Annotated in this window: 23 protein-coding genes and 1 tRNA gene; 20 read left to right on the top strand and 4 right to left on the bottom strand. The window is 46.8% G+C overall.

The features are described 5' to 3' along the window. The first annotated feature begins 147 nt into the window (after positions 1-147). The 10 genes from EOPP23_RS20270 (at position 148) to queC (ending at position 10524) form a co-directional block, all read left to right on the top strand. On the top strand, positions 148-3390 hold the full coding sequence (locus EOPP23_RS20270; protein ID WP_194842693.1) for a PAS domain-containing sensor histidine kinase: 3243 nt from the start codon (positions 148-150) through the stop codon (positions 3388-3390). Between the two features lie 118 nt (positions 3391-3508). Beyond that, a complete protein-coding gene (gene ybgC / locus EOPP23_RS20265; protein ID WP_370514839.1) occupies positions 3509-3922 on the top strand; it encodes a tol-pal system-associated acyl-CoA thioesterase in 414 nt (137 codons plus the stop codon). 73 nt (positions 3923-3995) lie between these two features. After that, positions 3996-4670 carry a protein TolQ gene (gene tolQ, locus EOPP23_RS20260; protein ID WP_153767921.1) on the top strand — a complete coding sequence of 225 codons (675 nt, stop codon included), beginning with the start codon at positions 3996-3998 and terminating at the stop codon, positions 4668-4670. 12 nt (positions 4671-4682) lie between these two features. Continuing rightward, the gene (gene tolR, locus EOPP23_RS20255; RefSeq protein ID WP_153767801.1) at positions 4683-5126 is read left to right on the top strand and encodes a protein TolR; all 444 of its coding nucleotides are present in this window, start codon (positions 4683-4685) and stop codon (positions 5124-5126) included. A gap of 5 nt (positions 5127-5131) precedes the next feature. Next, positions 5132-6013, top strand: a complete 882-nt coding sequence (locus EOPP23_RS20250) for a cell envelope integrity protein TolA (protein ID WP_153767800.1) — start codon at positions 5132-5134, stop codon at positions 6011-6013. Then, a complete protein-coding gene (tolB, locus tag EOPP23_RS20245; RefSeq protein ID WP_153767799.1) occupies positions 6010-7386 on the top strand; it encodes a Tol-Pal system beta propeller repeat protein TolB in 1377 nt (458 codons plus the stop codon). The genes EOPP23_RS20250 and tolB overlap by 4 nt, the downstream gene beginning before the upstream one ends. Before the next feature lie 214 nt (positions 7387-7600). Beyond that, positions 7601-8161 (top strand): OmpA family protein, encoded by a 561-nt coding sequence (locus tag EOPP23_RS20240; RefSeq protein WP_153767798.1) that lies wholly within the window; start codon positions 7601-7603, stop codon positions 8159-8161. Between the two features lie 136 nt (positions 8162-8297). Beyond that, positions 8298-9083 (top strand): tol-pal system protein YbgF, encoded by a 786-nt coding sequence (gene ybgF / locus EOPP23_RS20235; protein ID WP_153767797.1) that lies wholly within the window; start codon positions 8298-8300, stop codon positions 9081-9083. Between the two features lie 110 nt (positions 9084-9193). After that, positions 9194-9844: a 7-carboxy-7-deazaguanine synthase QueE gene (gene queE / locus EOPP23_RS20230; RefSeq protein ID WP_153767796.1), complete on the top strand. Its 651-nt coding sequence runs from the start codon at positions 9194-9196 to the stop codon at positions 9842-9844. A gap of 8 nt (positions 9845-9852) precedes the next feature. After that, positions 9853-10524 carry a 7-cyano-7-deazaguanine synthase QueC gene (gene queC, locus EOPP23_RS20225; RefSeq protein ID WP_153767795.1) on the top strand — a complete coding sequence of 224 codons (672 nt, stop codon included), beginning with the start codon at positions 9853-9855 and terminating at the stop codon, positions 10522-10524. 86 nt (positions 10525-10610) lie between these two features. Here the strand turns inward: queC and EOPP23_RS20220 are convergent, their stop codons facing one another. Next, positions 10611-12074: a M81 family metallopeptidase gene (locus tag EOPP23_RS20220; protein ID WP_153767794.1), complete on the bottom strand. Its 1464-nt coding sequence runs from the start codon at positions 12072-12074 to the stop codon at positions 10611-10613. 183 nt (positions 12075-12257) lie between these two features. On the opposite strand from EOPP23_RS20220, the gene EOPP23_RS20215 reads away from it, so the two are divergent. The 3 genes from EOPP23_RS20215 to EOPP23_RS20205 all read left to right on the top strand — a co-directional run bounded on the left by EOPP23_RS20215 (position 12258) and on the right by EOPP23_RS20205 (position 15178). Further along, positions 12258-12333, top strand: a tRNA-Lys gene (locus EOPP23_RS20215). A gap of 129 nt (positions 12334-12462) precedes the next feature. Then, complete coding sequence (gene nadA / locus EOPP23_RS20210; RefSeq protein WP_153767793.1) at positions 12463-13509, top strand: quinolinate synthase NadA; 1047 nt, start codon at positions 12463-12465, stop codon at positions 13507-13509. Positions 13510-13723: 214 nt separating this feature from the next. Next, complete coding sequence (locus EOPP23_RS20205; RefSeq protein ID WP_228550816.1) at positions 13724-15178, top strand: coniferyl aldehyde dehydrogenase; 1455 nt, start codon at positions 13724-13726, stop codon at positions 15176-15178. Positions 15179-15250: 72 nt separating this feature from the next. On the opposite strand, the gene EOPP23_RS20200 is transcribed toward EOPP23_RS20205, so the two are convergent. Continuing rightward, positions 15251-16705, bottom strand: coding sequence for a M48 family metalloprotease (locus EOPP23_RS20200; protein ID WP_194842692.1), 1455 nt, complete (start codon positions 16703-16705; stop codon positions 15251-15253). A 399-nt stretch (positions 16706-17104) separates the two neighbouring features. Between EOPP23_RS20200 and EOPP23_RS20195 the strand changes: the two genes are divergently transcribed. Both EOPP23_RS20195 and EOPP23_RS20190 read left to right on the top strand, forming a co-directional pair. Then, complete coding sequence (locus tag EOPP23_RS20195) at positions 17105-17335, top strand: sulfurtransferase TusA family protein (protein ID WP_153767791.1); 231 nt, start codon at positions 17105-17107, stop codon at positions 17333-17335. An 11-nt stretch (positions 17336-17346) separates the two neighbouring features. Then, complete coding sequence (locus EOPP23_RS20190; protein WP_153767790.1) at positions 17347-18402, top strand: AI-2E family transporter; 1056 nt, start codon at positions 17347-17349, stop codon at positions 18400-18402. 77 nt (positions 18403-18479) lie between these two features. On the opposite strand, the gene EOPP23_RS20185 is transcribed toward EOPP23_RS20190, so the two are convergent. Further along, on the bottom strand, positions 18480-18968 hold the full coding sequence (locus EOPP23_RS20185; protein WP_153767789.1) for a peroxiredoxin: 489 nt from the start codon (positions 18966-18968) through the stop codon (positions 18480-18482). Between the two features lie 202 nt (positions 18969-19170). Here EOPP23_RS20185 and dapA point away from each other — a divergent pair, with 202 nt between their 5' ends. The 5 genes from dapA to EOPP23_RS20160 all read left to right on the top strand — a co-directional run bounded on the left by dapA (position 19171) and on the right by EOPP23_RS20160 (position 24645). Continuing rightward, complete coding sequence (gene dapA, locus EOPP23_RS20180) at positions 19171-20046, top strand: 4-hydroxy-tetrahydrodipicolinate synthase (RefSeq protein WP_153767788.1); 876 nt, start codon at positions 19171-19173, stop codon at positions 20044-20046. Positions 20047-20202: 156 nt separating this feature from the next. Next, on the top strand, positions 20203-21348 hold the full coding sequence (gene bamC, locus EOPP23_RS20175; RefSeq protein WP_194842691.1) for an outer membrane protein assembly factor BamC: 1146 nt from the start codon (positions 20203-20205) through the stop codon (positions 21346-21348). Between the two features lie 176 nt (positions 21349-21524). After that, positions 21525-22628, top strand: a complete 1104-nt coding sequence (locus EOPP23_RS20170; RefSeq protein WP_153767786.1) for a phosphoribosylaminoimidazolesuccinocarboxamide synthase — start codon at positions 21525-21527, stop codon at positions 22626-22628. A gap of 542 nt (positions 22629-23170) precedes the next feature. After that, on the top strand, positions 23171-24031 hold the full coding sequence (locus tag EOPP23_RS20165; RefSeq protein ID WP_153767785.1) for a tetratricopeptide repeat protein: 861 nt from the start codon (positions 23171-23173) through the stop codon (positions 24029-24031). Positions 24032-24114: 83 nt separating this feature from the next. Next, positions 24115-24645, top strand: a complete 531-nt coding sequence (locus EOPP23_RS20160) for a hypothetical protein (RefSeq protein WP_153767784.1) — start codon at positions 24115-24117, stop codon at positions 24643-24645. A 2-nt stretch (positions 24646-24647) separates the two neighbouring features. On the opposite strand, the gene rdgC is transcribed toward EOPP23_RS20160, so the two are convergent. Further along, entirely contained in the window at positions 24648-25556 is a 909-nt protein-coding gene (gene rdgC / locus EOPP23_RS20155) for a recombination-associated protein RdgC (protein ID WP_153767783.1), read from the bottom strand. Between the last annotated feature and the right edge of the window lie 191 nt (positions 25557-25747).

Raw genomic sequence — 25747 nt, 5'->3', positions numbered from 1 at the left:
TTCAATTATACGTCTGGCTAGACACGGGTATTTAAAGGGCTGTGTCTGAAGTATTCAGAAAATATGTCAACATCAATCAGGCAAAAAATCACGCTTTTTACTTTGCTGCCTGCAGTATTTTTTTACTGCCTGGTAACAGTAATCTTTTTGTACTTCAGTTTTCGTGAAGCCTCTTATGAAATCAGCCGGCACCATCTTGAGCAAAGTTTGCATTTTGCTTCAGTGATTGATGGCAATATAAAGGAGTTGGCTGCGGGTACCGCAGCTCTTGCAGCCAGTCTGGAGCATCAAAGTTCTTTGGTTCATCAGGAAGTGAATAGTGAAGTTCTGACGTCGTTTATCTTTAATCACGCATTGGTCATTGGTGCAGGTATCATTAGTAGGGCAGATCAAAGTCTGGATAAATACTGGAAAAAGTATGCTGATGTGCCACTGCTTAGTCAGGAGAAGGAGATAATATCTGATATAGATGAAAGTGTTTTAATTTCTATTTTGACCTCCAGAAATAAAGCGGCAAGCTGGTTTACTTCAAAAGAGAGTAAAGATGAAAAGACGTTCAGAAGCAGTCTTCTTTACCCTTTGGATCTTGATAATGAGCGTTTTATTTTAAGAATAGACGTTGATGGCTCAAGGTTAATAGAGCCTTTACAGTGGAAGGATGAAAAAACCCGGTTGGTATTACTTGATCGAAACGGGGTGTTGATCTACGCGAATGGAATTACTTTTCCAAAAGTCAGGGAGCTGGATGAATTTATACATGTCGCACCTTGTTGGGCTCATAGTAAAATTAATATTTCAGGTCAGGACTATCTTAAATTTACAGAGTTCTTTACAACGCCAGTCAGTGATTCTGGTAAAGATGAACCGTGCGGTATTTTAAAAGAAGCGGTCAGTAGAGTTACTCTTCTTGGTCAATCAATTAATTTCAGAGTATGGAGTCGCAATTACAAACGATGGGTTACAGCAACGCCTATCCCTTCTACGGGCTGGTATTTCAGTATCAGTATTCTTGAAGATAGAATAATGGGACCTGTCTATGATCAGGCTTTATTGAGTGTCAGTCTTATTGGGTTGGCACTGATGTTAACGCTTGTCAGTTTATGGGCCGTATCAGGGAGAATTACCAAACCCCTGAACCAGTTGAAGATAAAAATGAATGAGTATGCGGGTCACTTTGACAGGTTTGAGTTTGAAGATTCTAAAAATGAAGTTGTCAGTTTGACTCGCAGTTTTAAAAACTTACAGCAAAGGCTGGTTGATAGGGAGGATAAACTGCAGAAAATCAGAGTCAGTAATATGGGGCATCTGGCTCAGCAGTTAAGAGGTCACTACTTCTATTTTAATTTCAATGTGAAGGGCGATATTGTCTATGTCAGTCCTTCGATACAATCTGTACTTGGGTATTCTCCTGACGAGTTTGCTGGCTCGTTTAATCGTTTTCTATCTACTGATTCAATTAACGATGACTTTGACCAAAAGATAAGGTTATTGGTTTCCGGAGCCTCGGAGGATGCTTTTGAAGTTGATATGAGTCATAAAGACGGCAGTAGTCGTCGGGTTGAGTTGTTTTGCACTACCTGTATGGACTTGCCAGATCGTGGTCAAATAATAGAAGGGATGGGGAATGATATTACCGAAAGATCAAGGGATTCAGCCCAATTCCGACAGCTGATTTCTTCTGCTCCCGATGCCACGATTATTACCAATGAAGATGGCATTATCAGTTTGGTTAATCGACGTGTTCTGGAGCTTTTTCAGTTCAGTGAAGCCGAGCTGATAAATATGCCTCTCGATATTCTTATTGCACCTGAGAGCCGCAAGAGTCTCCAGTTACTGACAAAATATTCAAAACAGCAGCGACAGAGCTATTGTCTGGATAATTATCTGACCGCAGGTCTTGATCAGAAAGGTCTGGTTTTTCCAGTAGAGTTATCAAGTAATGTGTTGGAAGTAGAAGAAGGGGTGTTGGTTTCCATTGTCATTCGAGACATAACAGAACGGAAAAAAATCGAATCAGAATTACTTTTAGCGAAGAGAAGCGCTGAACAGGCCAGCCAAGCTAAATCAATGTTTCTTTCTAACATCAGCCATGAGTTAAGGACGCCAATGAATGGCGTTCTAGGTTACGCACAGCTGCTGTTGATGGACAAAAAACTACCAGAGACGTCACGGAAAAATCTTCAGGCGCTTGAGGAGTGTGGGTTGCACTTGATGACCTTGATTAATGACATACTGGACATAACCAAGATCGAATGCAGTGGTGTTATTCTCTCACTGCAGCCGTTTCTGTTGAAACCAACACTGAATATGGTTATTGCCAGTGTCAGACATTTTGCGTCAGAGAAGGGGGTTGAATTAAAGCTGCTGGTGGACGCCAATATACCCGCAGAAATCATTGCTGATAATATTAAATTACGACAGGTGTTAATTAATCTGACAGGTAATGCAGTTAAGTTTACTCAGGAAGGTGAGGTTGTTCTTACCGTTTCACTACGAGAACAAAAAATACACTTTTCTGTGAAAGACAGTGGTGTAGGAATCCCTGAAGTTCGCCAGTCTGATCTATTCAAACCATTTACCCAATTACATAACGATTCATCAGTTAGTGGTACTGGTTTGGGATTGGCGATCAGTTACCGGCTGGTAAAAGCGATGGGGGAAGAAATTCGAGTGGTCAGTAAAGAAGGAAGGGGGAGTGAGTTCAGTTTTATGATGCCTTTCTCTCCGGTGACAGAGAGCCTGGCTGTAATGCCTCCTCATACCGATGTTGTTGCAGAAGAGCTGTCTTTGAAAAATGAGAAATACACTCTGCCCCATATTCTGGTCGTGGATGATTCTGAAGCAAACAGGAAAATGCTTACCCAGGCTTTGCAGAATGAGGGGTATAAGGTTGATTGTTGTAATGATGGTAGTCAGGCAATTGAGCTATGTCTGGAAGAGCGTTACGACCTTGTATTAATGGATTTGAAAATGCCTGGAATTGATGGCTATGAGGCTGCCGAGAAGATACTGAACAATGCAGCAGCTCATCATCCGAGTATCATTGCAGTGACAGCCCAGGCCAGTTTAGAAGTTAAGGAACGGGTAGAAAAGGTGGGTATGGCTGATTTAGTCAGCAAGCCCATTATGTTTTCAGTATTGTTTGGCAAGATCCATACACTTCTTGTTAAAGAGGGTAATGAAAATTGTGGTTCTGAGGCCTGGTCGATGGATGATGTTTGCAGAAGTAAAATTGTAGAACTACTGGAGACTGGCGATATTGAGTCTCTTGAAAAGTTGGCGATCCTTTGGCAACAGCAAGGCATATATGGTGGCTTGTCTAATAAAATTATTAAACTGTGCCATGGTTTTGAAATAGAGAAACTTGAGAAGCTGGTGGCTGGAATTTAAACCTCTTTTAAAATTGATTATTCAGTAGGTTTGATGAAAGTGACAGGCTCCTAGGGACAGGCACTTAAAAAGCATGTCACAATTATTGGTAAATTATGGCAGTTTAGAGAGTATCGCTGTGAGTGCGGATAGCCCTTTTACGATTAATGTTCGTGTTTATTATGAGGATACCGATGCCGGAGGCATTGTCTATCATACCAACTACTTGAAATTCATGGAGCGGGCCAGAACCGAGTACCTTCGTGCAACAGGTTATGATCACCAGCAGCTGCTGGAGCAACAGCGTTTACTGGTGGTGTCTGATGCCAGAATTAAATTTCGGCGCCCGGCAAAACTGGATGACCTTTTGATGGTAACAGCAAAAGTTGTTGAGGTAAGAAAAGTAAAACTAACCTTTCAGCAAAATGTTTATTTGGGGAACGAATTGCTTTGCAGTGGTGAGTTTGTGGTTGGCAGTATTGACAGTGAAACCATGCGACCGGCAGCAATTACAGAATCCTTACGGAATAAAATAACGGGCGTCATAAACTGACCGATTTTTGGTGTTATAGTCGGTTTGTATTAATTTTTTTGACTACACAAGCGAGGCTTCTGTGACGGAAAGCATGTCAATCTGGTCTCTGGTCAGTAATGCCAGCTGGATCGTAATTCTGGTTATGTTGTTGCTGGTGCTGGCATCCATCACCTCCTGGGTCATGATTGTTCAAAGGGGTGTATTAATAAGAAATGCCCAGCAACACATGCTCTCTTTTGAAGATCGATTCTGGTCCGGTATGGACCTGACACAACTCTATCGTGAGCTGCAGGATGAACCTGCCCCTAATGGCCTTGAACAGATCTTTATCTCTGGCTTTAGAGAATTCTCACGTCTTCGCAGTCAAGGCACCGAAGACGCTGATGCCGTTATGGAGGGAAGTCAGCGAGCCATGCGCGTGGCTATCTCCCGTGAGCAGGAAAAACTGGAAACCCATTTGCCTTTTCTGGCGACTGTTGGTTCAACCAGCCCTTATCTCGGTTTGTTTGGTACCGTTGTTGGTATCATGAATGCTTTTCGTGGTCTGGCTAATGTTCAGCAGGCAACGCTTGCTTCGGTAGCACCGGGTATTGCAGAAGCATTGCTGGCAACGGCCATTGGTTTGCTGGCAGCAATTCCTGCTGTTGTCGCCTATAACCGCTACTCCGCAAAAGTGGATGCCTTGCTGGCCAGTTATGACACCTTTGCTGATGAGTTTGCGAGTATTCTGCACCGTAAAGTGCACAGTCGATCCCGTTCAGCCTGAAGGAGTTGACCTATGGCTCAACGAAGAGTTCGACGCAAACCCATGTCAGAAATCAACATGGTGCCGTTTATCGATGTCATGATGGTGATGCTTGTGGTCTTTATGATCAGTGCTCCCATGTTGACGCAAGGTATCAAGGTTGAATTACCGAAGACGTCCAGTAAACCGATGCCCCTGCCGGATGATGCCAAGACACTGATTGTGTCGGTACAGTCTAATGGTGAATACTTTATTGATGTCGGTTCGGATCATGAAAGTGCCAGCAGCCTTGATGCAATAAGAACGAAGGTTTCCAAGATTCTATCGGCCAGCCCACAGACTCAGGTTCTGATTAAAGGGGATCGAATGGTGGACTACGGCTCTGTGGTTGAACTGATGTCAGAGTTGCAGAAGGCAGGTGTAGAAGACGTCGGGTTGATTACTGATCCGGCTGCCCTCAGTGAGGGAGCTGGATAACAGTAATGAAGAGTTCTCAGAAAAGAAAGGCTGGCAAGCTTCGACAGCCACTGCTGGAAAAGCCTCTGCTGAAAAGTGCCATTTTCCGTGGTTATGGGTTTCCTATTCTGGTTTCTGTGCTACTTCATGCTTTGGTTGTCGTAGTCTTGTTACTTAATTGGTCTGATCAGGAAAAAGTGGTGATTGCGCCACCAAAGTCTATCAAAGCCAGTGTTGTGGAAATCACCCAACCAAAAATAAAACCTAAGTCACAGGTTCAACCCTCAAGGGATGACAAGGCCAGCAAGCGAACTGACGATCAGGCTAGAAAAAAACGACTGGAAGATCGACGTCGTAAAGCCGAAGAAAAACGAAAGAAAGAAATTGCCCTGAAGCGTCAGAAGGACGCTCGTGAAAAAGCTCAGCGTGAAAAGGAAGAAGCTGAGCGTAAAGAGAAACTGCGCCAGAAAAAGCTGGCTGAAGATAAACGACGCAAGCAGCAGGAAGCGCAAAAGCATAAAGATCAGGAAAGGCTTCGAGCTGCACAGGAGCAAAAAGCGAGAGAGTCTGCTTTGCTGGCAGCGGCTGAACAGGAAGAAAAAGACCTGTCACAGGCTGACTATTATACTGGTGTGCTGAGAGGTCTGGTTGCTCAGCAGTGGAATCGGCCACCCAGTGCCCGAAATAATATGCTGGCCGTAGTTCAGCTGAAGCTGTCGCCTTTTGGTGACTTACTGTCGGTCAGGCTGGTAACGGGAAGTGGTGATGAAGCTTATGATCGCTCTGTTATTCAGGCGGTAAAACTGGCCGCACCGTTTCCCGAGTTGAAAAAACTCGAGCGACGGGTGTTTAATAACTACTTCAAGACAATTAACTTCAGGTTTAGGCCAGAGGATCTGGTGAGATGATCAAGGCAATACACAGGACAGGCTCCTTGAGAGCGAAAGACACCATCGTCCGTTTCTGGCTGCTGGCAGTGCTGGTCAGCTTGCAAATATTTACGTCATCGGCGCACGCAATACTGACTATTGAGGTGACGCAGGGTAATGACAAGGCAGTAAAGGTTGCGGTTGCACCCTTCAGTTGGGAAGGCGAGCGCCTGTTGCCTGAAGACCTGTCGGGAGTGGTAGACAATGACCTCAAACTGAGCGGATTGTTTGCGCCAATACCGAGAGCGGAAATGCTGAGCTTTCCGTCAAAAGCATCCGATGTGGTCTACCGTGACTGGAGCCTTCTGGGAACGTCCTATCTGGTGACAGGCCGTATTACTCAGAGCGGCAGCATCTACGATGTTTCCTATCAGCTATACGACATTACACAGCAAAAACGTATCGCTACAGGGCGTTTTCGAGGTGTTGAAAGTCAGTTGAGAAATCTGGCGCATCGAATCAGTGATGCGGTTTACCAGAAAATTACGGGTATCCCCGGTGACTTTTCGACACGGATTCTTTATGTGACCGCCAAACGCTGGAATGTTGATCGTACAGACTACCGTCTCAATTATGCTGATGCGGACGGTCAACGACAGCGTGAAGTGGTTCGTTCCCGTGAACCTATTCTTTCTCCTGCCTGGTCTCCTGATGGCAGCAAGGTTGCCTATGTTTCTTTTGAATCAGGAAGACCTGCTATTTTTGTTCAGGAACTGGCAACTGGCAAGCGTGACAAGGTAACCGGCTTTAGGGGGCTGAACAGCTCGCCAGTATTTTCACCGGACGGTAAGTGGCTAGCATTGGTGTTATCCAAAGGTGATAACCCGGATATTTATGTGAAGAACCTGGAAACCGGAAAACTGAGCCAGTTAACCCGGTCCTTCTCCATTGATACTGAGCCGGACTGGATGCCTGATGGCAAGAGCCTGATCTTTACTTCCAACCGTGGTGGCAGTGCCCAGATTTACCAGTTGGGTGTTCAGCCACAGGCTGACGGCACAATGACGGCGGACGATAAGCCGGTGCGACTGACCTTTAAAGGTAGGTTTAATGCTCGAGCCAAGGCATTCCCGGATGGCAAATCTATTGCCATGGTTCACAAGGGTAAAGGGGCGGCTGACTTCAATATTGCCGTATTAGATCTTGATACTAATCGCCTGAGAATGTTGACCTCTGCAAGACTGGAAGATTCTCCCAGTGTTTCTCCTGGTGGTCGTCGTCTGATCTATGCTGTTCAGGGTGGCGAACAGGGTGAACTGGGTATTGTTACTGCTGATGGGCGAGTGAAATACCGCCTGCCTTCCGCTGAAGGTGACGTCCGTGAACCGGTCTGGGGTCCGGCCAGAGATTGATGCGAATGACTTGATTTGCTGCGGGAATTTTCGAAAAAGCTGATAATTGTCTCTTATTTCGGTTTTCCGCAATAAATCTTCTGAAGCCTATGGTATTCGGGCTAGTCCGCAGTGATGAGTTCTGATACTGTACTGCATCAGTCATTAAATATAATTCTTCAGCCTATGGCTGTCAGAGAAACTGACTTACGAATTTGAATAATTGGAGCTTGTCATGCGTTTTGCCAATTTTGTAAAGGCTGCCGCCCTGTCTGCAACTGCTTTATGGCTGGCAGGCTGTGCATCTACTGGTGGTCAGAGCACGTCCGGTGTTGATAAAACCGATGGTGCTAAACCAGTTGAAACCATTATTGAAGTTAAGCCGGTTCTGGACCCTGCGGTTCAGGCTGTTATTGATACCGGTGTAGTAAAAGCTACTCCTGAACAAATCGGTAAACTGCTGAATAAAACCACGTACAACTTTGCTTTTGATAGCTCCAAGTTGAAAGATCTGGATTACAAAGCTCTGGACGTACAGGCCGCTTACCTGAACTCCCGTGAAGGTCGTGGCAAGCAGATCATCATTCAGGGTCACACCGATGAGCGCGGTACCCGTACATACAACCTGGCTCTTGGCGAGCGTCGTGCTAATGCCGTTAAGAACTACCTGGTTGCCAAGGGTGTCTCTGCTGGTCGTATCGAAGTGATCAGCTTCGGTTTCGAGAAGCCTCTGGACCCTGCTCACACAGAAGCAGCCTGGGCTAAGAACCGTCGTGCACACATCGTGACCAACTGAGTCTGACTATTTTTCAGACTTCAGTACCGTTAATTCGGTACTGTTAGTTCAGTGCAATAAAAAATGCTGCACCCAGCCAACGCTGGCTGCAGCATTTTTTGTTTAAGGCATTCACATTTAGAAACGGAAAGACAACATGCATCTGAAACATATGCTGGCAACGGTTGTAATGATGAACTCAGCTATTGCTCTGGCGGATGTGCCTGTTGTGGATTCTCAGCCGGCTGGCAGCAGAGTGGTTCAGACGATTGCTGTGGCTGAAGCTGCAACAGGGTCGACAGGGACTGCGCATATTCTGAATCTGCTTGATGAGCTGAGACAGGAAAACATGACGTTGAGAGGTCAGCTGGAAGAGCAGGCGCATCGCATTAGACAGCTGGAAGAAGAAAATCGAGACCGTTATCTGGACCTGGATGACCGTATTTCCAAACTGGTCGAGCAGATGGAAGGTAGCAGTGGCAGTAAAGCATCCATTGAAACCAGAGTTCCTGCTGCGCTATCTCAGCCGACACCGAAAAAGAATTTCCAAAAGAATGTTCAAGAGGAATCACTCGTAGAGCAGCAGGCTTACCAGAATGCTTTTGAGCTGATAAAAAACAAAGAGTTTGGTAAGGCTCTGGCAGCGATGAGGCAGCTGCTGAAGGATTACCCGAAAGGTTCTTATGCGGATAATGCGTTGTACTGGTTGGGTGAGATTCAAATGGCTCAGGGTAAGTACGCTGAAGCCATGGTTGACTTTAAATCTGTAATTACTGATTTTCCTGCCAGCTCAAAAGTGCCGGATGCAGGGTATAAGCTTGGTAAGGTTCTTGATCTGCAAGGCAAGAAAGCAGAGGCTAAAAAACAGCTGGAAGGCGTTGTTGCCAACCATCCGGGTACCGCCGCTGCACGATTGTCCGAAACCTATCTGAAGAATATTTGATCCATTTTGATTGACGGCTGTGTAAAGTTGCACAGTCGTGCTTCGCTCAAAATTGTCCTCATTAATAGGTACTGCTAGTATTGCCCGCCTTGATCACAGGCGAGCGTTACATGACGGCAGAAACCCTAAGAATTACTGAAGTTTTTTACTCGTTGCAGGGTGAATCCAGAACCACGGGCTTACCAACGGTATTTGTGCGCCTGACAGGTTGCCCGCTCCGTTGCACCTGGTGTGATACTGAGTACTCTTTTCACGGTGGTGAGCGAGTTTCACTGGATGATCTGGTTGAACAGGTGGTGGGCTATGGCGCTCGTCATGTCTGTGTCACAGGAGGTGAGCCACTGGGACAGCCGAATTGTCTGCCCTTCATGGACAGATTGCTGGAGAAAGGGCTGGAGGTTTCTCTGGAAACCAGTGGTGCCATGGATGTATCAAAAGTCGACGAGAGAGTGGTAAAGGTGTTGGATCTTAAACCACCCGCTTCTGGTGAAAGCCATCGTAACCTCTACGAAAATATTCAGTACCTTAGCAGAAACGATCAAGTGAAATTTGTTATTGCCGGTCGTGATGACTATGACTGGTCGGTGAGTAAACTGTTGGAATACAACCTGACAGAAAAAGTGTCAGATGTACTTTTCTCTCCGGTTAACGATCAGCAGTCTCCTCGGGATCTGGCTGAATGGATTCTTGCTGATCGATTACCCGTACGTTTTCAGATTCAGTTGCACAGAGTAATCTGGGGCGACAAAGCAGGCGTTTAAGAAACCTTATGACAAAGAAAGCTGTAATTCTGTTATCCGGTGGTCTGGATTCCGCCACCGTTCTGGCGATGGCCAAAAATGAAGGCTATGAATGCTACACCATGAGTTTCGACTATGGTCAGCGTCATTGTTCAGAGCTTGAAGCGTCTAAAAAAGTCTCTAAAGCTCATGGTGCGACCAGTCATAAAACTGTGCAGCTGAACTTGCGAGATCTTGGTGGTTCAGCACTGACAGACGACAGTATTGATGTGCCGGAAGAAGTGGGTGAGGGCATTCCTGTTACTTACGTTCCTGCGCGTAATACCGTATTCCTGTCTCTGGCATTAGGTTGGGCTGAAATTATGGGCGCCAGGGATATTTTTATCGGTGCCAATGATGTCGATTACTCGGGTTACCCTGACTGTCGTCCAGAATATCTTCAGGCTTTTGAAACTATGGCTAACCTTGCTACCAAGGCTGGCATCGAAGGTGATTGCTTTCATATTCGAGCCCCTCTACTGAAGTTGAAGAAGTCCGAGATTGTTCAGGAAGGCACAAAGCTGGGGGTTGATTACGGTATCACGGTCTCCTGTTATCAGGCTGATGATGAAGGCAGAGCTTGTGGCGCTTGTGACAGCTGTCATTATCGTAAGCTGGGTTTTGAGCAGGCTGGTCTGGTTGATCCAACCCGTTATGCCTGAGTACAACACTCTGAGTGTGCAGACACGTGTAATAGAATATTGAGTTGCTGTTTGCCCACCTGCGGCGGGCAAACAGTTCATGAATTCTACGCCTGATTAAAGGGGTAGAGTTTGTCTGGTCGGTGTTTAAAGGGGAGTTTGGCATAATCCGAAGTCGTCACACCTTCACCGTCCAGAAGAATCTCTTTCTCGGTAATGACTCTAAAGCTGGCTCTGTGATGGATGCGGCTTTTGAGCAGAATATATTTATGCTGTTCAGGGTTGATGCCGCAGGCTATGAAAATACCCCTGTCCCAGGGTTCAATATGACGTGATGTGACGATAATAGTCATATTGCTGGTTTTAAAAACCGCTGTTGGGCCCATATTGATTTCCAGTCCGTTATACATCTCTCCCTGAATTTTCCAGCGCCCATCGGTGAGTGTTTTTACTTTGCCGGTAAGTGTCAGTGGTTTTCCTTTCCTCTTTAGTGCGGGCAGGTTGTGTTTTCCGCCCAGCTCAACGGTAATGGGTTGATCTATACCGGCCACTTGCATCAGCTGAACCGCTGCAGGGTCATAGACTGCAGCGACAATAACGTCTTCCAGACCCTTCGCCAGAACCGCTTCGATAACCGTCATTACATCTTGTGTGCCGCCAGAGCCACAGTTATCCGAGTGATCAAGTAATAGTACGGTGTCTTTCTGGCGTTGAGCCTTGTTCAGGTTCTTGGAGATAGGGTAGTGCTGATAGATAAAGTCAGCTCGCAGTTGCCATGCTTTCTGCATGATTTGATCAAGCACTTGTTCGGCAAGTTCAGCGTGACCATCGCTGATCACAATAATCGAAGGAGTGACGTCAGGGGTGTCTGAGTGGGGAAAACCGCCAAAGAAACTGATATCGAGAATATGTTCCGATTGTTCGAGCGTTCGACAAAGAGCCATAATGTTTTTAAAGGGCTCATCATCCGTTCCCTGTTTCAAGGTATGGGAAACCAGAGGTATTTGACCAAAACTCATCACTGGTTCGGTTTTTCCTGCCATAAAATCCAGCAGTAAAGTCCCTGCTCTAAGGCCTGTTTCACGAATATCCGTATGTGGATAACTGTGATAACCGCAGATCACCGTGGCGTTGTCGACTATCTCTTCACTGATATTGGCATGAAAGTCTAATGAAACGGCAACAGGAAGGTCAGGGTATGCCTGTCGGATTTCCTGAAGGATTTGACCTTCAGCATCAAGAGTCGATTCTGTCACCATGGCGCCGTGAAGGTCGAGCATCAGGCAGTCGTGACGATCAACACGACTGACGATTTTTTCTTTAAGCTGCCAGTAAGTTTCATGATCACTGGGGCCGGAAGGCATGGCTTCGGCAGCAAGAGGGGTGTCCACTGTAAAGTTGTGCTGCTGTGCCAGTTCGAGGTAGCCCGCTATGGCTGAGTTGGTATTATTCAGTCTCGCAGCGACCTGCTCATCTTCAAGGTAGGTCCATTGCTGAAACCGGATGAGATCAGTTTTAATGGGAGAAAACGCATTGGTTTCATGTTTCAGCATGGCCAGCAGTGCATGCATGGTGCCACTTCCATTGATCGGTTGAGTTTGGTGTGACGACTCTCGCAGCAAACAGAGAGCGCACCCTAGTGATAGCTGACAATCAGCGGCTTCGCCAGTGATAAGGGTAGGTAAAAGTCGCAATAAAAAAGCAAGGCGAAAGGCTTGAAACTTTTTCTGGTGAGAGTAGTATTTTGCCGCGTCGGGTCGTTAGCTCAGTTGGTAGAGCAGTTGGCTTTTAACCAATTGGTCGTAGGTTCGAATCCTACACGACCCACCACTTCTTCTTTGTACTTCTCCTCTATTTTTCTTCATTTTAATAAGCCTGCTGCCTGTTTTCTTCGTTTATGATAGAATTGCCCGCAATTTGCGTAACCGTTGTCTTTAAAGAGACCGTCAAACAGATTTTATGAGTGTACTGACTGATAAAGAGTTTGTCCGTGGACACCTGCAGGGTGGCCAGGTCGAAACTCTGAGCGAAGCAAAAGAAGAGGCCCTGAAAGAACGGGTCAAAGAGCTACTGAAGCAGAAGAATGCTGTTCTGGTGGCGCATTATTATACTGACCCTGTTGTTCAGGCTCTGGCAGAAGAAACCGGTGGCTATGTTGCCGATTCTCTGGAAATGGCCCGGTTTGGTAGTCGGCACGAAGCTGACACGCTGGTAGTTGCCGGTGTTCGTTTTATGGGCGAGACATCCAAGATCCTCAGTCCGGAAAAAACCGTTCTGATGCCAACTCTGGAAGCAGAGTGTTCTCTGGATATTGGCTGTCCTGTCGATGAGTTTTCAGCTTTTTGTGATCAACATCCTGATCGTGAAGTGGTGGTTTATGCCAATACCTCTGCTGCTGTAAAGGCAAGAGCCGACTGGGTTGTTACCTCCAGTTGTGCGGTGGATATCATTGAGCATCTTATGGATCAGGATAAGAAAATTATCTGGGGTCCGGACAAATACCTTGGCAGTTATATTCGCAAGAATACCGATGCCGATATGCTGCTCTGGGATAGCAGTTGTATTGTTCACGAAGAGTTTAAAGCCAAGGGCATTGAAGACGTTAAAAAAGTCTATCCAAATGCGGCTGTGCTCGTTCATCCGGAGTCTCCGGACTCGGTAGTGTCAGTAGCGGATGTGGTGGGTTCTACCAGTCAATTACTGAAAGCCTCTGTCGAGATGCCTAACGATACCTTTATCGTGGCAACCGACCGCGGCATTTTCTACAAGATGCAGCAGGCTTCCCCTGAAAAATCTTTCATTGAAGCGCCAACTGCTGGTGAAAGCGCAAGCTGCAAGAGTTGTGCGCACTGTCCGTGGATGGCAATGAATTCGCTGGAAGCTCTGGTTCAGTGTCTGGAACAGCCAGGTGAGCTGAACGTGGTTGAGGTAGACGATGCGCTGCGAGTTAAATCCCTGATTCCTCTTCAGAGAATGCTTGATTTCACTGCTTCAATGGCAGGTTGATTCAGCCTTCTTTATTAACCCGGTTCTGATCCTGAGCCGGGTTAACTTAAGCCCTTAAGACACCTTTCTCATTTTCTCCCTTCATGTCATCATTTCGGACGATTCTCGCTCATTCGAATCGGAATACTCTCGACCTCAACACTCTCGATTTCAATAATGCGCGAAATGCGTCAGAACAGTTCCCCGGATAAAAAAATAATAAGAGGATGGTTTGATGACAGTTCAGGAAAAAATTGATACCAGCTCCATTGAAATGATGGCTGTGCTGGAACGCCAGAAAAGAGCCTGTATTGATACAGGTGTTGTCAGTGAAGAAGTTCGTATCGATCGACTGAATCGTCTGCTGGATCTGGTGCATGATAATGCCAGTGATCTGGCAGACGCACTGTCAGCGGATTTTGGTCATCGCTCAAGACACCAGTCATTGATGGCGGATATATACGCGTGTATCGAATCGGTTAAATACACCCGTAAGCAGATCAAGGGCTGGATGAAGCCGGAAAAGCGTAAAGTGGCTTTTCCGATGAATATCCTGGGTGGTAAAGCGCAGGTTGAATACCAGCCAAAAGGTGTTATTGGTATTCTGGGTACCTGGAACTTTCCGGTTAATACCGTCATCACACCACTGGTTGGCGTATTCGCGGCTGGTAACCGTGCCATGATCAAGTTCTCGGAAGTGACGCCTGCAACTTCGCAGCTGCTTCATGAGTTGTTCAAAAAGTACTTCAGCGATGATGAGTGTGCCGGTTTCGTCGGTGGTCCTGAAGCAGGTGCCGCTTTTGCCGGTTTGCCTCTGGATCACCTGATCTTTACCGGTGCGACCAGTATTGCCAAGCATGTCATGCGTGCGGCTTCTGAAAATCTGGTGCCAGTGACACTGGAGTTGGGTGGCAAGTCGCCGGTCATTATTTCCCGTGATGCCGATCTGGAAGAAACCGTTCTTCGTCTTGTCAGCGGTAAAGCTCTGAACGTCGGTCAGGTGTGTCTGTCTCCAGATTATGTGTTTGTGCCGGAAGATATTCGTGAAGACTTCCTGCAGCTGATGATCAAAACAGTTTCTGAGCAGTTCCCGGATATGTTGAAGAATCCAGACTACACGTCTGTGGTTAATGAGCGTCACTATGAGCGTCTGCAAAGTTATCTGCAGGATGCTAAAGACAAGGGTGCCGATGTTCGTGAAATCAATCCGGCCAATGAAGATTTCTCTCAGCAGGAAGATACCTGCAAGATTCCTCTGACTCTGATTGTTGAACCTGCTGATGATTTGAAGGTGATGCAGGATGAAATATTTGGCCCAATCCTGAATGTGAAAAGCTATCGCAAGCTGGATGACTGCCTTGATTTTATCAATGACCGTCCACGTCCTCTGGCGCTTTACTACTTTGGTAATCCGAAGAGCAAGGAGCTGCGCAAAGTTTTGGATAACACCATTTCAGGTGGTGTTACCGTGAACGATGTGATGGGTCATATCGGCTGTGAAGACCTGCCGTTTGGTGGCGTTGGTGACAGTGGTATGGGTAACTACCACGGTTATGACGGTTTCAAGACTTTCAGCCATAATAAGGCTGTTTACACTGCACCGAAAGTTAACCTGCCAAAGCTGGGTGGCATGCTGCCTCCATATGGTGAGAAGGCGGATAATAACCTGAAGAATATGATCAAGAAATAACTGATCGTAGAATAAAAAGCCGGGGCAGTTACAGAGAGTGACTACCCCGGCTTTTTTGGTTATGTGTTTTTACTACTGACCTTTCTTTAACTTGTCCTGATATCGTCGTACTTCAATCAGTTTGCTTTCAATCTTGGCTTTCAGTGAGTAATTCTCTTTGGCCATCTCGTAAGCGTATTCAAGGTGTTGAATGGCATCGTCAAGATTGCCTGCAAGAAAATAATACTCTGCCCTGGATTGATGCAGGCCCAGAATATCCTTGGCTTGTCCCTGAACTTCTGCAAGGTCATACCAGATATCCGGATCATCAGGTCGTTGCCTGCTGAGCTTCAGAAGAATTTTCTCTGCACTCTGATATTTCTTCATGCCGGTCAGGATGCTGGCTTTCTCTGCCAGTAGCGGGTAGTAATCTATGTGAATTTCCAGAGCCTTATTGATGCGTCTAAGAGCTTTTCTGGCCCTGCCTGATTTTGATTCAAGCTGTGCCTGAGCCATGACCAGTGACAGGTTGTTAGGGTACTTTTTCAACAGAGGTACCAGTGCTTTCTCTGCTGATGAATAGTTTCGAGACTTGATATCAGCTATGACCAGACCGTAGCCGGAAACATCCGGTGAGCTACTGTGGCCGGTTTCCAGCTCTTTCTTCAGCTGGCGAGCATATTGTGCGGGGTCAGCAGCGCTTAATACCAGCAAACGCATGCGGGTGAACTGATAATCAAGGCTGTCGGCGCGACCTTTGCGCGGTAACTGTGCAGCTCTGGCTTTTGAGTCAGCAATACGATTGTCGGTCACCGGGTGAGTCAATAAAAACTCCGGTGGGCGACTCTGGTATCGACTGGACTTGTTCATGTTCTCAAATATTTCCGGCATCGCCTGAGGATCAAAGCCTGCTTTCGCCAGGGTTACAATGCCAATATTGTCTGCTTCCCGCTCAAACTGGCGGCTGAATCTTAGTTGACTGCTCTGGATGCCTGCGACCGTTGTGGATAAAGCTGCGACACCGGCATCACCGCCACCGGCTGCCATCAAAATAACCGAGGCAAGAATAGCGGCGGCAGTCGGCAGGCGCTTGTTGCGTGCATCTTCAACGTTGCGGGCATAGTGACGTTGGCTCAGGTGAGCCAGTTCGTGAGCCAGTACTGCAGCAAACTGACCTTCAGTGTCGGCATGGAAAAACAGCCCGGCATTGACGCCTATAATGCCGCCGGGTGCAGCAAAAGCGTTCAGGTTGGGGCTGTTGATCACCATGGTGCTGAGTCGATGGTCGTTAATGTCACTGAACTCGGCCAGGCGATAGATCAGGCGCTCAAGGTAGGATTTTACTTGTGGATCACTGATGGTTCTGGTGCGACTGCGTAGATATTTCAGGTAGGTCTGACCCAGCTCGTATTCCTGTTGCGGCGAAACGATACCGGACGTCGTATCTCCCAGGCTGGGCAGTTCGACGGTTGATGCTTGTGCTTCTGCTGAATTCAGGCTGAGCCATCCGCTCAGCAGGGCTGCCAGCAGGAAACCCGGTTGTTTCATAGAATATCCGTACTCCGGTAATAAGTGTGTAGACATACGTTGTCGAATATTAAATGGCGGTTCTCCCAGCTATGGTGGGCAAACCGCTTATGAATTCGTATGTCTTGTTACTTACTATTAAGTAATCAGTCTAGTAAGCAATCAATCAGCGATACACTGTAACTTTATAGTGTATCAGCCTCAAACCACTACAGGGACTTTACAAGCTATCGACACAATTGATGCAAATGCAGTAATAAGGTGTCTGTATCTTTAATGCTAGCTAGGCGCTATCTAAAGGGGGGGAATCCTTGAGCCCCGGATTGTTTTCTGTTCTGATGGGTGGTTTAAGCATAACATCGAACAAGGTCAGGCAGAACGTCTGGACTTTGCCGTCATCAGGGGAGATGCGTCATTACCATGACAGAAGTAGATCTTGAGCTCGACCTGAAAGGGATGAGCTGCCCCCTGCCGTTGCTGAAAGCAAAGCAGGCCATGAGCAAGATGCAGTCAGGACAGGTGATCAGGGTAGTAGCGACCGATCCCGGTTCGGTGAGAGACTTTGCCAGCTTTGCCAAAATAAGTGGCCATCAGCTACTGGCCTCTGAAGAAGACTCCGGTGTTTTCATTCATACCCTGAAGCTTAAATAAGGAAGTTATTGATGAAGGATTTCATAAGGGGATGGTTGCACCGATACCTTTCTGATCATGAAGCTCTGGTACTGCTTTTAATTCTGGCTTCAGGCTTTCTTGTCATTATCTTTATGGGGCAGATGCTGGCGCCAGCTTTGGCAGCATTGGTTTTAGCTTACCTGATGCAAGGTACAGTGAACTGGCTGCAGCATCGAAAGTTACCTCATATTCTTGCCGTCAATGTTGTCTTTATCATCTTTATGGCGTTGATGTTTGCGGCCGTTTTTGTGCTTGTACCGCTGGTATGGCAGCAGGTGACCGGGCTTTTGAATGAAGTGCCATCGATGGTGCGGGAAGGTCAGAAGCTGCTGAGAGAATTACCGGAACTGTACCCTGCCTTTATTTCGGAAGATCAGGCGTTGATGGTTGCTGAAACCATCAGTGGTCATCTGGCAGGCTTTGGTCAATGGGCGCTGTCTTTCTCTATCTCCAAGCTGCCCGGTGTTGTAGGTATCATGATCTATCTGATTCTGGTGCCGATTCTGGTGTTCTTCTATCTCAAGGATAAAGATGAGTTGCTGGGCTGGGTTGGAACTCGCCTGCCAACACAGCGTCGTTTGATTCTGCAGGTAGCTGACGAAATGAACGAACAGATTGCCAACTACATTCGTGGTAAGGCGATCGAGATTCTTATTGTTGGCGTAGTCAGCTTTATAGCCTTTGCCTATCTGGGACTGAACTATGCGGTATTGCTGGCTATTCTGGTGGGGCTGTCAGTGGTTGTTCCTTATATTGGTGCGACGGTTGTAACCATTCCGGTCGCCATTATTGGATTTTTCCAGTGGGGCGGCAGTCAGGATTTTATGGTACTGATGATTGTTTACGGCATTATCCAGGCGCTGGACGGCAATGTGCTGGTGCCATTGTTGTTCTCTGAAGCTGTGAACCTGCATCCTGTGGCAATTATTATCGCAGTACTGGTATTCGGGGGAGTCTGGGGTTTCTGGGGTGTATTCTTCGCGATTCCACTGGCAACATTGCTGAAAGCGGTGATGAATGCCTGGCCCAATGTTCAGGATACCTGACAAAAGTATTAAATAACGTCAGCGCTGTTTATAGGAAGTTATGAGCAGTGCTGACATTATAAAAAGAGTACCGGGTATTAAGGTGTCTCGGGTGCTGATGAGTCCAAAGTCTGTGCCGCCTGCAGCACATCCTCAACGTGATTCTTGATACGAACCTTACGCCACTCGTGTTGCATCACTCCCTGACGATCGATCAGGAAGGTGCTGCGCTCAATCCCCATGTATTCCTTGCCGTACATCTTCTTCAGCTTGATCACATCAAACAGCTTACACAGTTCTTCGTCAGGATCGGAGATCAGTTCAAACGGAAATTCATGTTTTGCCTTGAAGTTTTCGTGAGACTTCAGGCTTTCTCTGGAAACGCCAAAGATAACAGTGTCTGCGTCCTGAAATTCCTGGTAAAGGTCGCGAAAAGTCTGGCCCTGGCTGGTGCAGCCCGGTGTGTTGTCCTTGGGGTAGAAGTAGATGACAACCTTCTTGCCTTTCAATTCAGAGAGGGTCACTGTGGTGTTGCTGGTGGCCTGCGCAGTAAATTCAGTCACTGTCTGGCCCAGGGAGAAACTCATTCTTGATCCTTAATCCTGTTGTTATCGGTGGTTTGACAAGCGCTGCGTGAGCAAGTTCAGTTTGTCTTTCCTTATAAGCCAGTATATAGCTGTAGGAGGTTGGGGGGGAAGTCTACACAGGCGATGTTTCTAGCCTTGTTTCTGGTAGTATCCGTAAGTAACATTACCACAGCCTTCAATATTACCCACTGGAGTGGAATAAATGATTACCGGAAGCCTTGTAGCCCTTGTTACCCCTATGCTGGACGACGGGGCGCTGGACTGGAAGCGACTCCACGATCTGGTTGAATTCCATATAAAGGAAGGCACCGATGGTATCGTGGCTGTAGGCACCACCGGCGAGTCCGCCACTCTTAATGTCAATGAGCACTGCGACGTTATCCGCAGTGTTGTAAAGCAGGTTAATGGCCGGGTTCCGGTTATTGCCGGAACGGGTGCTAACTCTACTCATGAAGCCCTTCAGCTGACCAAAAATGCCAAAGAGCTTGGTGCTGATGCCTGTTTGTTGGTAACACCGTACTACAACAAGCCAACTCAGGAAGGTCTCTACCTGCACTACAAAACCATTGCTGATGCCGTAGATATTCCCCAGATTCTCTATAATGTGCCAGGTCGTACCGCTGTGGATATGTTGCCGGAAACCGTAGCAAGACTGGCGGGCCATAAAAACATTGCCGGTATCAAGGAAGCTACAGGCATTCTTGAGCGCGGTACACAGATTCGTGAACTCTGCGGAGAAGACTTTGCCATCTACTCCGGAGATGACGGCACCGGTATGGAACTGATGTTGCAGGGCGCTAATGGTGTTATTTCTGTCACCAATAATATTGCGCCACGACTGATGCACGAAATGTGCGTTGCGGCTATTGCCGGTGATCGTGCAACGGCAGAGCAGATTAATAGTAAGCTGGATATTCTTCATCAGAAGCTGTTTGTTGAAGCGAACCCTATTCCTGTGAAATGGGCATTGGCTGAAATGGGTCATATGGGGCACGGCATTCGCCTGCCGCTGACCAGGTTATCTGAGGAGTTTGAGCCGGTACTGCGTGATGCGCTGGCGCAGGCAGCATTGATTTAAAAGCTGATTTAGAAAAACTGATTTAAAAAAGAACGGGTTTAAAGAAGAACAAAGCCCGACTGCGATAAAGGCACTGAAGCCTGTGGTCGGGACTGTTGTTTCAACAGAACCTAAAGCATAATGCTTTATTTATCTGGCTTTTTGAATGGAGATCCTATGTCTCGAGTGATGAAAACCCTGCCAGTCATGGCCTGTGCTCTGGTGCTGGTGGGCTGCAGCAACCCATTTGGTAAGCAGGGTTATTTCCGGGACAAATCCGGTGATTACACCCAGGCCCGGGTGACTGAGTCGTTAGTAATCCCTAAGGAATTGAATACCCAGCCCATGGGTGATTCTCTGGTTATTCCAGCCATTTCCGCAAGTCATGACAATCTTTCCGGTGACTTTGAAGTACCTCGTCCAGACCAGCGTTTGAGTCAGGAAGAAGGTCAGGATCTCTCCATTGAACGACAGGGTGCTGACCGCTGGTTGTTTATCAGTGGCAGTACACCGGGTGAAGTCTGGTCTCAGATTCAGGATTTTGTCGGCGCTAAGCAACTGCCTGTAGCGATTCAGGATATTCAGCAGGGCTATCTGGAAACTGACTGGAAAAACCTTGGCAAGGACTCGGAGCAGGGTTTCTTTGCTCGCAACGTGAATAAATTGTTGGGAGCGGAAGTTACCGGCCCAATGGAAGATCGCTTTTTGATCGAAGTTCGCCAGGGCGTTCAGCCAGACAGTGCGGAAGTTCACCTTAAGCACAAAGGTCGTCCTCTGGCAAAAGGTGTTCAGGCTGAGCCGGAACAGTGGAATAACATGCCGGAGCGCAGTAATCAGCTTGATGACGCAGTGCTGAGTGAGTTGATGTTATTTATTGCTGAGTCCGGTAAGGAGAAATCTGTTTCTCTGCTGGCTCAGGATTTGAACCTGGGTGAACTTGCCGTTCTTGAACAGGACGGTGCTGGCAACCCTCAGTTGCGTCTGAGCAACTTATCCTTTGCCCGTAGCTGGTCTGCAGTAGAAGCAGCGTTGAAAGAATCCGGCTTTAATATTATGGACCGTAACCGTTCTGCGGGTCTCTTCTATCTATCCTCTGACGTTAATGCCAAAAAGAAGGAATCAAAAGGTTTCTTTAGTGGCTGGTTCGGCGGTGATGATAAGGCAGATGATGAAAAAGGGTCTGAGTCCACCGAAGAATTACGTGTACGCGTAGCGGAGCAGTCTGGAGCGGTTCGGGTCTCTGTTGAGAAGGATGCCAATACTTCGGCACCGTCTGAAACCAGTCTGAAGCTTTTGAATCAGCTAAAAGAAAATCTGAAATAATTTTGAGTACCATAAAAAAGCCGGTTGTTTTAACCGGCTTTTTTCATTGAGTTCTTCGGGTGGTTAAAAAACACCCCATTGAGTAATAGTTATAATTCTAAGAAGTAGTCAGCTCTGAACAGGCCAAAAACTACCTCACCGATCATTCATCACAATAAAATTACAGGATATTGGCAATGAGTCTTGCTGATAAAGTACTGGCCGTTAATAACGACCTGCCTATTCGAACTGAGCTGCCTGTGCACTCGGGTAAAGTTCGCTCCGTATACTGGCTGACAGAAGCTGACAGTCGTCGCCTGATCCAGGAGAAAGGGTACAACGTCGCTGCTGATGCGCCATTGGCCATTATGGTGATCTCCGACCGCATCAGTGCCTTTGACTGTATCTGGAAGGGTGAGGGTGGCATGAATGGTGTGCCGGGCAAGGGCGCTGCTTTGAACGCCGTTTCCAACCACTGGTTCAGGTTGTTCCGTGAGCAGGGGCTGGCTGACAGTCATATTCTTGATATTCCTCATCCCTTTGTCTGGATTGTTCAGAAAGCTCGCCCGATTATGATTGAGGCTATTGCCCGTCAATACATTACCGGTTCCATGTGGCGCAGCTATTCAAAAGGTGAGCGAGAGTTCTGTGGTATTGAGATTGCTGATGGTCTGGAAAAAGACCAGAAGCTGCCAGGGTTGCTGATTACCCCTTCTACCAAAGGTATCCTTAAGGGTATTCTTGGTGTTCCTGAAGTGGATGACGTGAATATCACCCGTAAGGATATAGAAGCCAACTATCAGGCTTTTAATTTCTCCTGCAGCGACGATATTGAACGCTATGAAGCCTTGCTTAAGGAAGGCTTTGACCTGATCAGCGAAACACTGTCGGGACTGGATCAGGTGTTTGTTGATACCAAGTTTGAATTTGGCTATGTCACTGATGCAGAAGGCTGTGAGAAGCTGATCTATATGGATGAAGTGGGTACGCCTGACTCATCACGGATCTGGGATGGCGCGGCGTATCGTGACGGCAGGGTTGTGGAAAACTCCAAGGAAGGCTTTCGTCAGTTGTTGCTGAATCACTTTCCTGATCCCGATATATTGCTGAACAAGGATCGCATGGAAGAGCGTCAGGCGCTGGCAGCAGATAATGAGCTGCCGGAAAGTGTGTTGATGGATGTATCCAGAACCTACACAGGTATTGCTGAAAAAATTACAGGGCAGCCTGTGCATCTATCTGATAACCCTAAAGCTGAAATTGTTGAGATTCTTAAAAATGAGTACGGTTTGATCGACTGATAGCTCGGTATCCATCTGCCTGTCCTAAAATCGTGGACAGGCAGATAAAACTGCACTCGAATCTCAGCTTGTGGTAGCGGTCGTTTAATAACTAACAGTTATTAACAAGAACAGCGAAGATCGTACCAAAATAGCCCTTATTTGCTGTTGCAGGGCTTGATAACTCTACGTCAATGGTTTTTTATGCACAAATGTCAACCCCTTGACGTCAGAATACAGACACTGACGTAAAACCCTGATTTTCTTAAGTTGTTCTTATAAAGTATTGAAAAATAAGGAAAAAATAATTGATCAAAAATTGATCAATTTAACTAAGGGGTAGGGTTTATAGGAGTTCTGGAGTTGTTGAACAACTTCATCCACAAAGTTATCCACAGTTTCTGTGGGTAACCTTTGAGTGTTTATTTTCATCGAGCCGCAAGCCCTTGCTGGCTATCGTTTATAGCAAAGAAGTCTTATAGTTTTTTCAGCTAGCAGTAGCTTCGCGTTTAAAGCTGTTTAATATCAGAACTTGCTGATCCAGTTTGCACGGAATAGAAAATATGAATGAAGCAGTAAATATTATTGATGTAACTGAAGAGAACTTTCGACAGATATTGCTTGAGGAGTCGGTGCAGCGACCTGTGCTACTGGATATCTGGGCTGACTGGTGTGAGCCCTGCAAACATCAGATGCCTGTGCTGGCAAAACTGGTGGAAGATTATCAGGGTAAATTCTTGATGGCGAAACTGGATGCTGAAACCCAGTTGGGGCAGCAGCTGATGTCCCAGATGGGGATTCGTAATGTTCCTACACTGGTTTTCTTCCAAAATGGTCAGCCCGTTCAGGTATTGAGTGGTGTTCAGACAGAAGCTGCGTTGAAGGAAGTGCTTGATCCCATCACTATGAGCCCAGCTGAGAGGGTTAAACAGCAGATTGATCAGCTCATTGAAGTAGGGCAGCATGAACAGGCTCTGCAATTGCTTCAGCAGATTCTTCAGCAAGAGCCAGAGAATCATGCTTTGCAGGTACTACAGGTTAACTTGCTGTTGCAACTGGGCAGAATTGATGACGCTAAAACCTTGATTGCGGCACTGCCTTCTGATGCTGAAGGTATTGCCCAGCCCAAAGCCAAACTTGCCTTTTATGAAATGGTTGCTGAAGCACCGCAGCAGGCAGAGCTGGAAGCCAGGCTGTCCGAAAACGAGAACGACCATGAAGCTCGCTATCAGTTAGCTATTCGTCTGGTGATTGCTGATGAGGTTGAGCAGGCGCTGGAAAACCTGCTGACCATCGTTCGCCGTGATCGTGAATTTCGTGAAGACGGTGCTCGTCTGTTAATGCTGAAAGTGTTTGAGCAGTTGGGTGCAGGTAACCCTGTCGCTAAGCGTTATCGTGGCAAGCTGTTTGGTCTGATGCATTAAAACTCTATGGCTAATAAAGCAAAGTGCTAGCAGTCTGCATGTAATTGACTAGAGTTACTGACCCGTCCGGAGAGATTTCTCATATGAGTCGGGTCAATTTACGTTTTTGTTTGTTGATGTTGCTGGTATTAAACATACCCAATCTGGAAGCAGATCAGACTTATCTGGACTGTCTGGGTGCCCTTCAAGATGAGAGTATTATTCGAAGTCTTTTTGAGTCGTATCAGAAGGATCAGAGTCAGGGACTGCTGAAACTCTGCCAACAGTGTCAGCCAAACTGTGAGAAGTGTTCAAAAAAAGTAGTCTTAATACGCAGTGGTAAAGATATGGAGTTCACTGTAACTTCCAGCAGGCTTGGTGAGCACTTCTATGGGCAGATAAATATAGTGCCTGCGAATCAATTTCCTGTTGGTAAAAAGAAATTATTCACGGTTCGTAAGGATTGCAGCTACCGTATTTTTAATCATGGTGCTGATACCAGTACTATCGCTGTTTATTGTGAGTATGAGGTCAGCTCGGAACCTTCTTCTCCAGAGCCTCAGTTGGTCCCCGGCAGCCCATTTGATGTTCAGTTTGGGCTGGGGGATGTTTTCAGTTTTCCAGCTCTGAAGTGATCTTACTCGGCAAATCCACCCAGAGTATCAATCAGGTCGTTGATAAGTTTTCTGAGTGATAGAGTCATTACACTGAAGTCTGCATCAAACTGTTCAGCCGCTGTGTCTGCAGAAATATCATCCAGCTGATCCTGAATGACTTCAGTGAACTTCAGTTTACGAACGATCAGGTCATCACCTAACACGAAAGACTGCGCATCATCCCAAAGCAGTGCCAGCTTGCTGACCTGCATGCCTGCTTCCAGGTGAGCCTTGATCTCGTCGGTAATTAATTCCTGCTTGCGAACATTTACCTGGCCGCCTTCATCACCTGCTTCTCGCAAATCACATTCATGACCCAGTACAAAAGGTGGTTCAATGTGCGGCTTTTCATTCAGCCATTGGGTCATGGTTACTGAAGGCATGTTTTTCAGCGGAGGATTAACCACTGGCAGGCTGCCCAGGCATTCACGGAGGCAACTGGTGAGCTCTTCGGCTTTCTTAAAGGAAGAAGCATCAACAACGATCCAGCCTTCTTTAGTGTCTATATAAGCCAGTGTGTTCTGACTCTTGGTAAAGGCCTTGGGTAGAAGCTCCATAGTGACATCTTCTTTAAGAGCCTTCTTTTCCTTGCTGAAGACTTCGCGATGTTCATTCTGCTCTATGGTTTCTATTTTCTCTTCCAGAGCGTCCTTGATAACGCTGGAAGGAAGTATCTTTTCTTCTCTGCGTGCGCAGATCAGCACAAAGTCGCCGCTGGCATGGGTCAACATATCGCCATGTTTGCCCAGAGGTGGAACCCAGCCATAGGTGCTTACGTCCTGACTGCCACAACTGCGAAAACGTTTTTCGGTTAGCTTTTCTTCGAGCTCTTCCGTGCTCAATTCAAACTTTTGAGTGAAACGATAAAAAATAAGGTTCTTAAACCACATGGTTGAATCCGTTTGTTCATGTTGGTGCACATTATACGTTGATGAGAACAGCGTGGAGGAAATGAATTCTATCTATAAGGAAGTGCAGTAAATGAATAGGATTAGTGGATGATACTTATGAAAAAAATCTCTAAAGCATCTTGCGTGAACTCAATCTGGCTGCTTATAATGCGCCGCGTTGTCGAGACACG

It is taken from the genome of Endozoicomonas sp. OPT23 (genome assembly GCF_009653635.1).
Lineage (GTDB): Bacteria > Pseudomonadota > Gammaproteobacteria > Pseudomonadales > Endozoicomonadaceae > Endozoicomonas_A.
Note: the sequence above shows the minus strand (reverse complement) of the source record. Positions and strands in the feature narration are given on the sequence as shown.

What these genes read in the sequence shown, in the direction of transcription:
- tolQ (WP_153767921.1), top strand. Translation starts at nt 3,996, where the DNA reads ATGTCAATCTGGTCTCTGGTCAGTAATGCCAGCTGGATCGTAATTCTG.
- tolR (WP_153767801.1), top strand. Translation starts at nt 4,683, where the DNA reads ATGGCTCAACGAAGAGTTCGACGCAAACCCATGTCAGAAATCAACATG.
- EOPP23_RS20250 (WP_153767800.1), top strand. Translation starts at nt 5,132, where the DNA reads ATGAAGAGTTCTCAGAAAAGAAAGGCTGGCAAGCTTCGACAGCCACTG.
- tolB (WP_153767799.1), top strand. Translation starts at nt 6,010, where the DNA reads ATGATCAAGGCAATACACAGGACAGGCTCCTTGAGAGCGAAAGACACC.
- EOPP23_RS20240 (WP_153767798.1), top strand. Translation starts at nt 7,601, where the DNA reads ATGCGTTTTGCCAATTTTGTAAAGGCTGCCGCCCTGTCTGCAACTGCT.
- ybgF (WP_153767797.1), top strand. Translation starts at nt 8,298, where the DNA reads ATGCATCTGAAACATATGCTGGCAACGGTTGTAATGATGAACTCAGCT.
- queE (WP_153767796.1), top strand. Translation starts at nt 9,194, where the DNA reads ATGACGGCAGAAACCCTAAGAATTACTGAAGTTTTTTACTCGTTGCAG.
- queC (WP_153767795.1), top strand. Translation starts at nt 9,853, where the DNA reads ATGACAAAGAAAGCTGTAATTCTGTTATCCGGTGGTCTGGATTCCGCC.
- EOPP23_RS20220 (WP_153767794.1), bottom strand. Translation starts at nt 12,074, where the DNA reads ATGCATGCACTGCTGGCCATGCTGAAACATGAAACCAATGCGTTTTCT.
- nadA (WP_153767793.1), top strand. Translation starts at nt 12,463, where the DNA reads ATGAGTGTACTGACTGATAAAGAGTTTGTCCGTGGACACCTGCAGGGT.
- EOPP23_RS20205 (WP_228550816.1), top strand. Translation starts at nt 13,724, where the DNA reads ATGACAGTTCAGGAAAAAATTGATACCAGCTCCATTGAAATGATGGCT.
- EOPP23_RS20200 (WP_194842692.1), bottom strand. Translation starts at nt 16,705, where the DNA reads ATGAAACAACCGGGTTTCCTGCTGGCAGCCCTGCTGAGCGGATGGCTC.
- EOPP23_RS20195 (WP_153767791.1), top strand. Translation starts at nt 17,105, where the DNA reads ATGACAGAAGTAGATCTTGAGCTCGACCTGAAAGGGATGAGCTGCCCC.
- EOPP23_RS20190 (WP_153767790.1), top strand. Translation starts at nt 17,347, where the DNA reads ATGAAGGATTTCATAAGGGGATGGTTGCACCGATACCTTTCTGATCAT.
- EOPP23_RS20185 (WP_153767789.1), bottom strand. Translation starts at nt 18,968, where the DNA reads ATGAGTTTCTCCCTGGGCCAGACAGTGACTGAATTTACTGCGCAGGCC.
- dapA (WP_153767788.1), top strand. Translation starts at nt 19,171, where the DNA reads ATGATTACCGGAAGCCTTGTAGCCCTTGTTACCCCTATGCTGGACGAC.
- bamC (WP_194842691.1), top strand. Translation starts at nt 20,203, where the DNA reads ATGTCTCGAGTGATGAAAACCCTGCCAGTCATGGCCTGTGCTCTGGTG.
- EOPP23_RS20170 (WP_153767786.1), top strand. Translation starts at nt 21,525, where the DNA reads ATGAGTCTTGCTGATAAAGTACTGGCCGTTAATAACGACCTGCCTATT.
- EOPP23_RS20165 (WP_153767785.1), top strand. Translation starts at nt 23,171, where the DNA reads ATGAATGAAGCAGTAAATATTATTGATGTAACTGAAGAGAACTTTCGA.
- EOPP23_RS20160 (WP_153767784.1), top strand. Translation starts at nt 24,115, where the DNA reads ATGAGTCGGGTCAATTTACGTTTTTGTTTGTTGATGTTGCTGGTATTA.
- rdgC (WP_153767783.1), bottom strand. Translation starts at nt 25,556, where the DNA reads ATGTGGTTTAAGAACCTTATTTTTTATCGTTTCACTCAAAAGTTTGAA.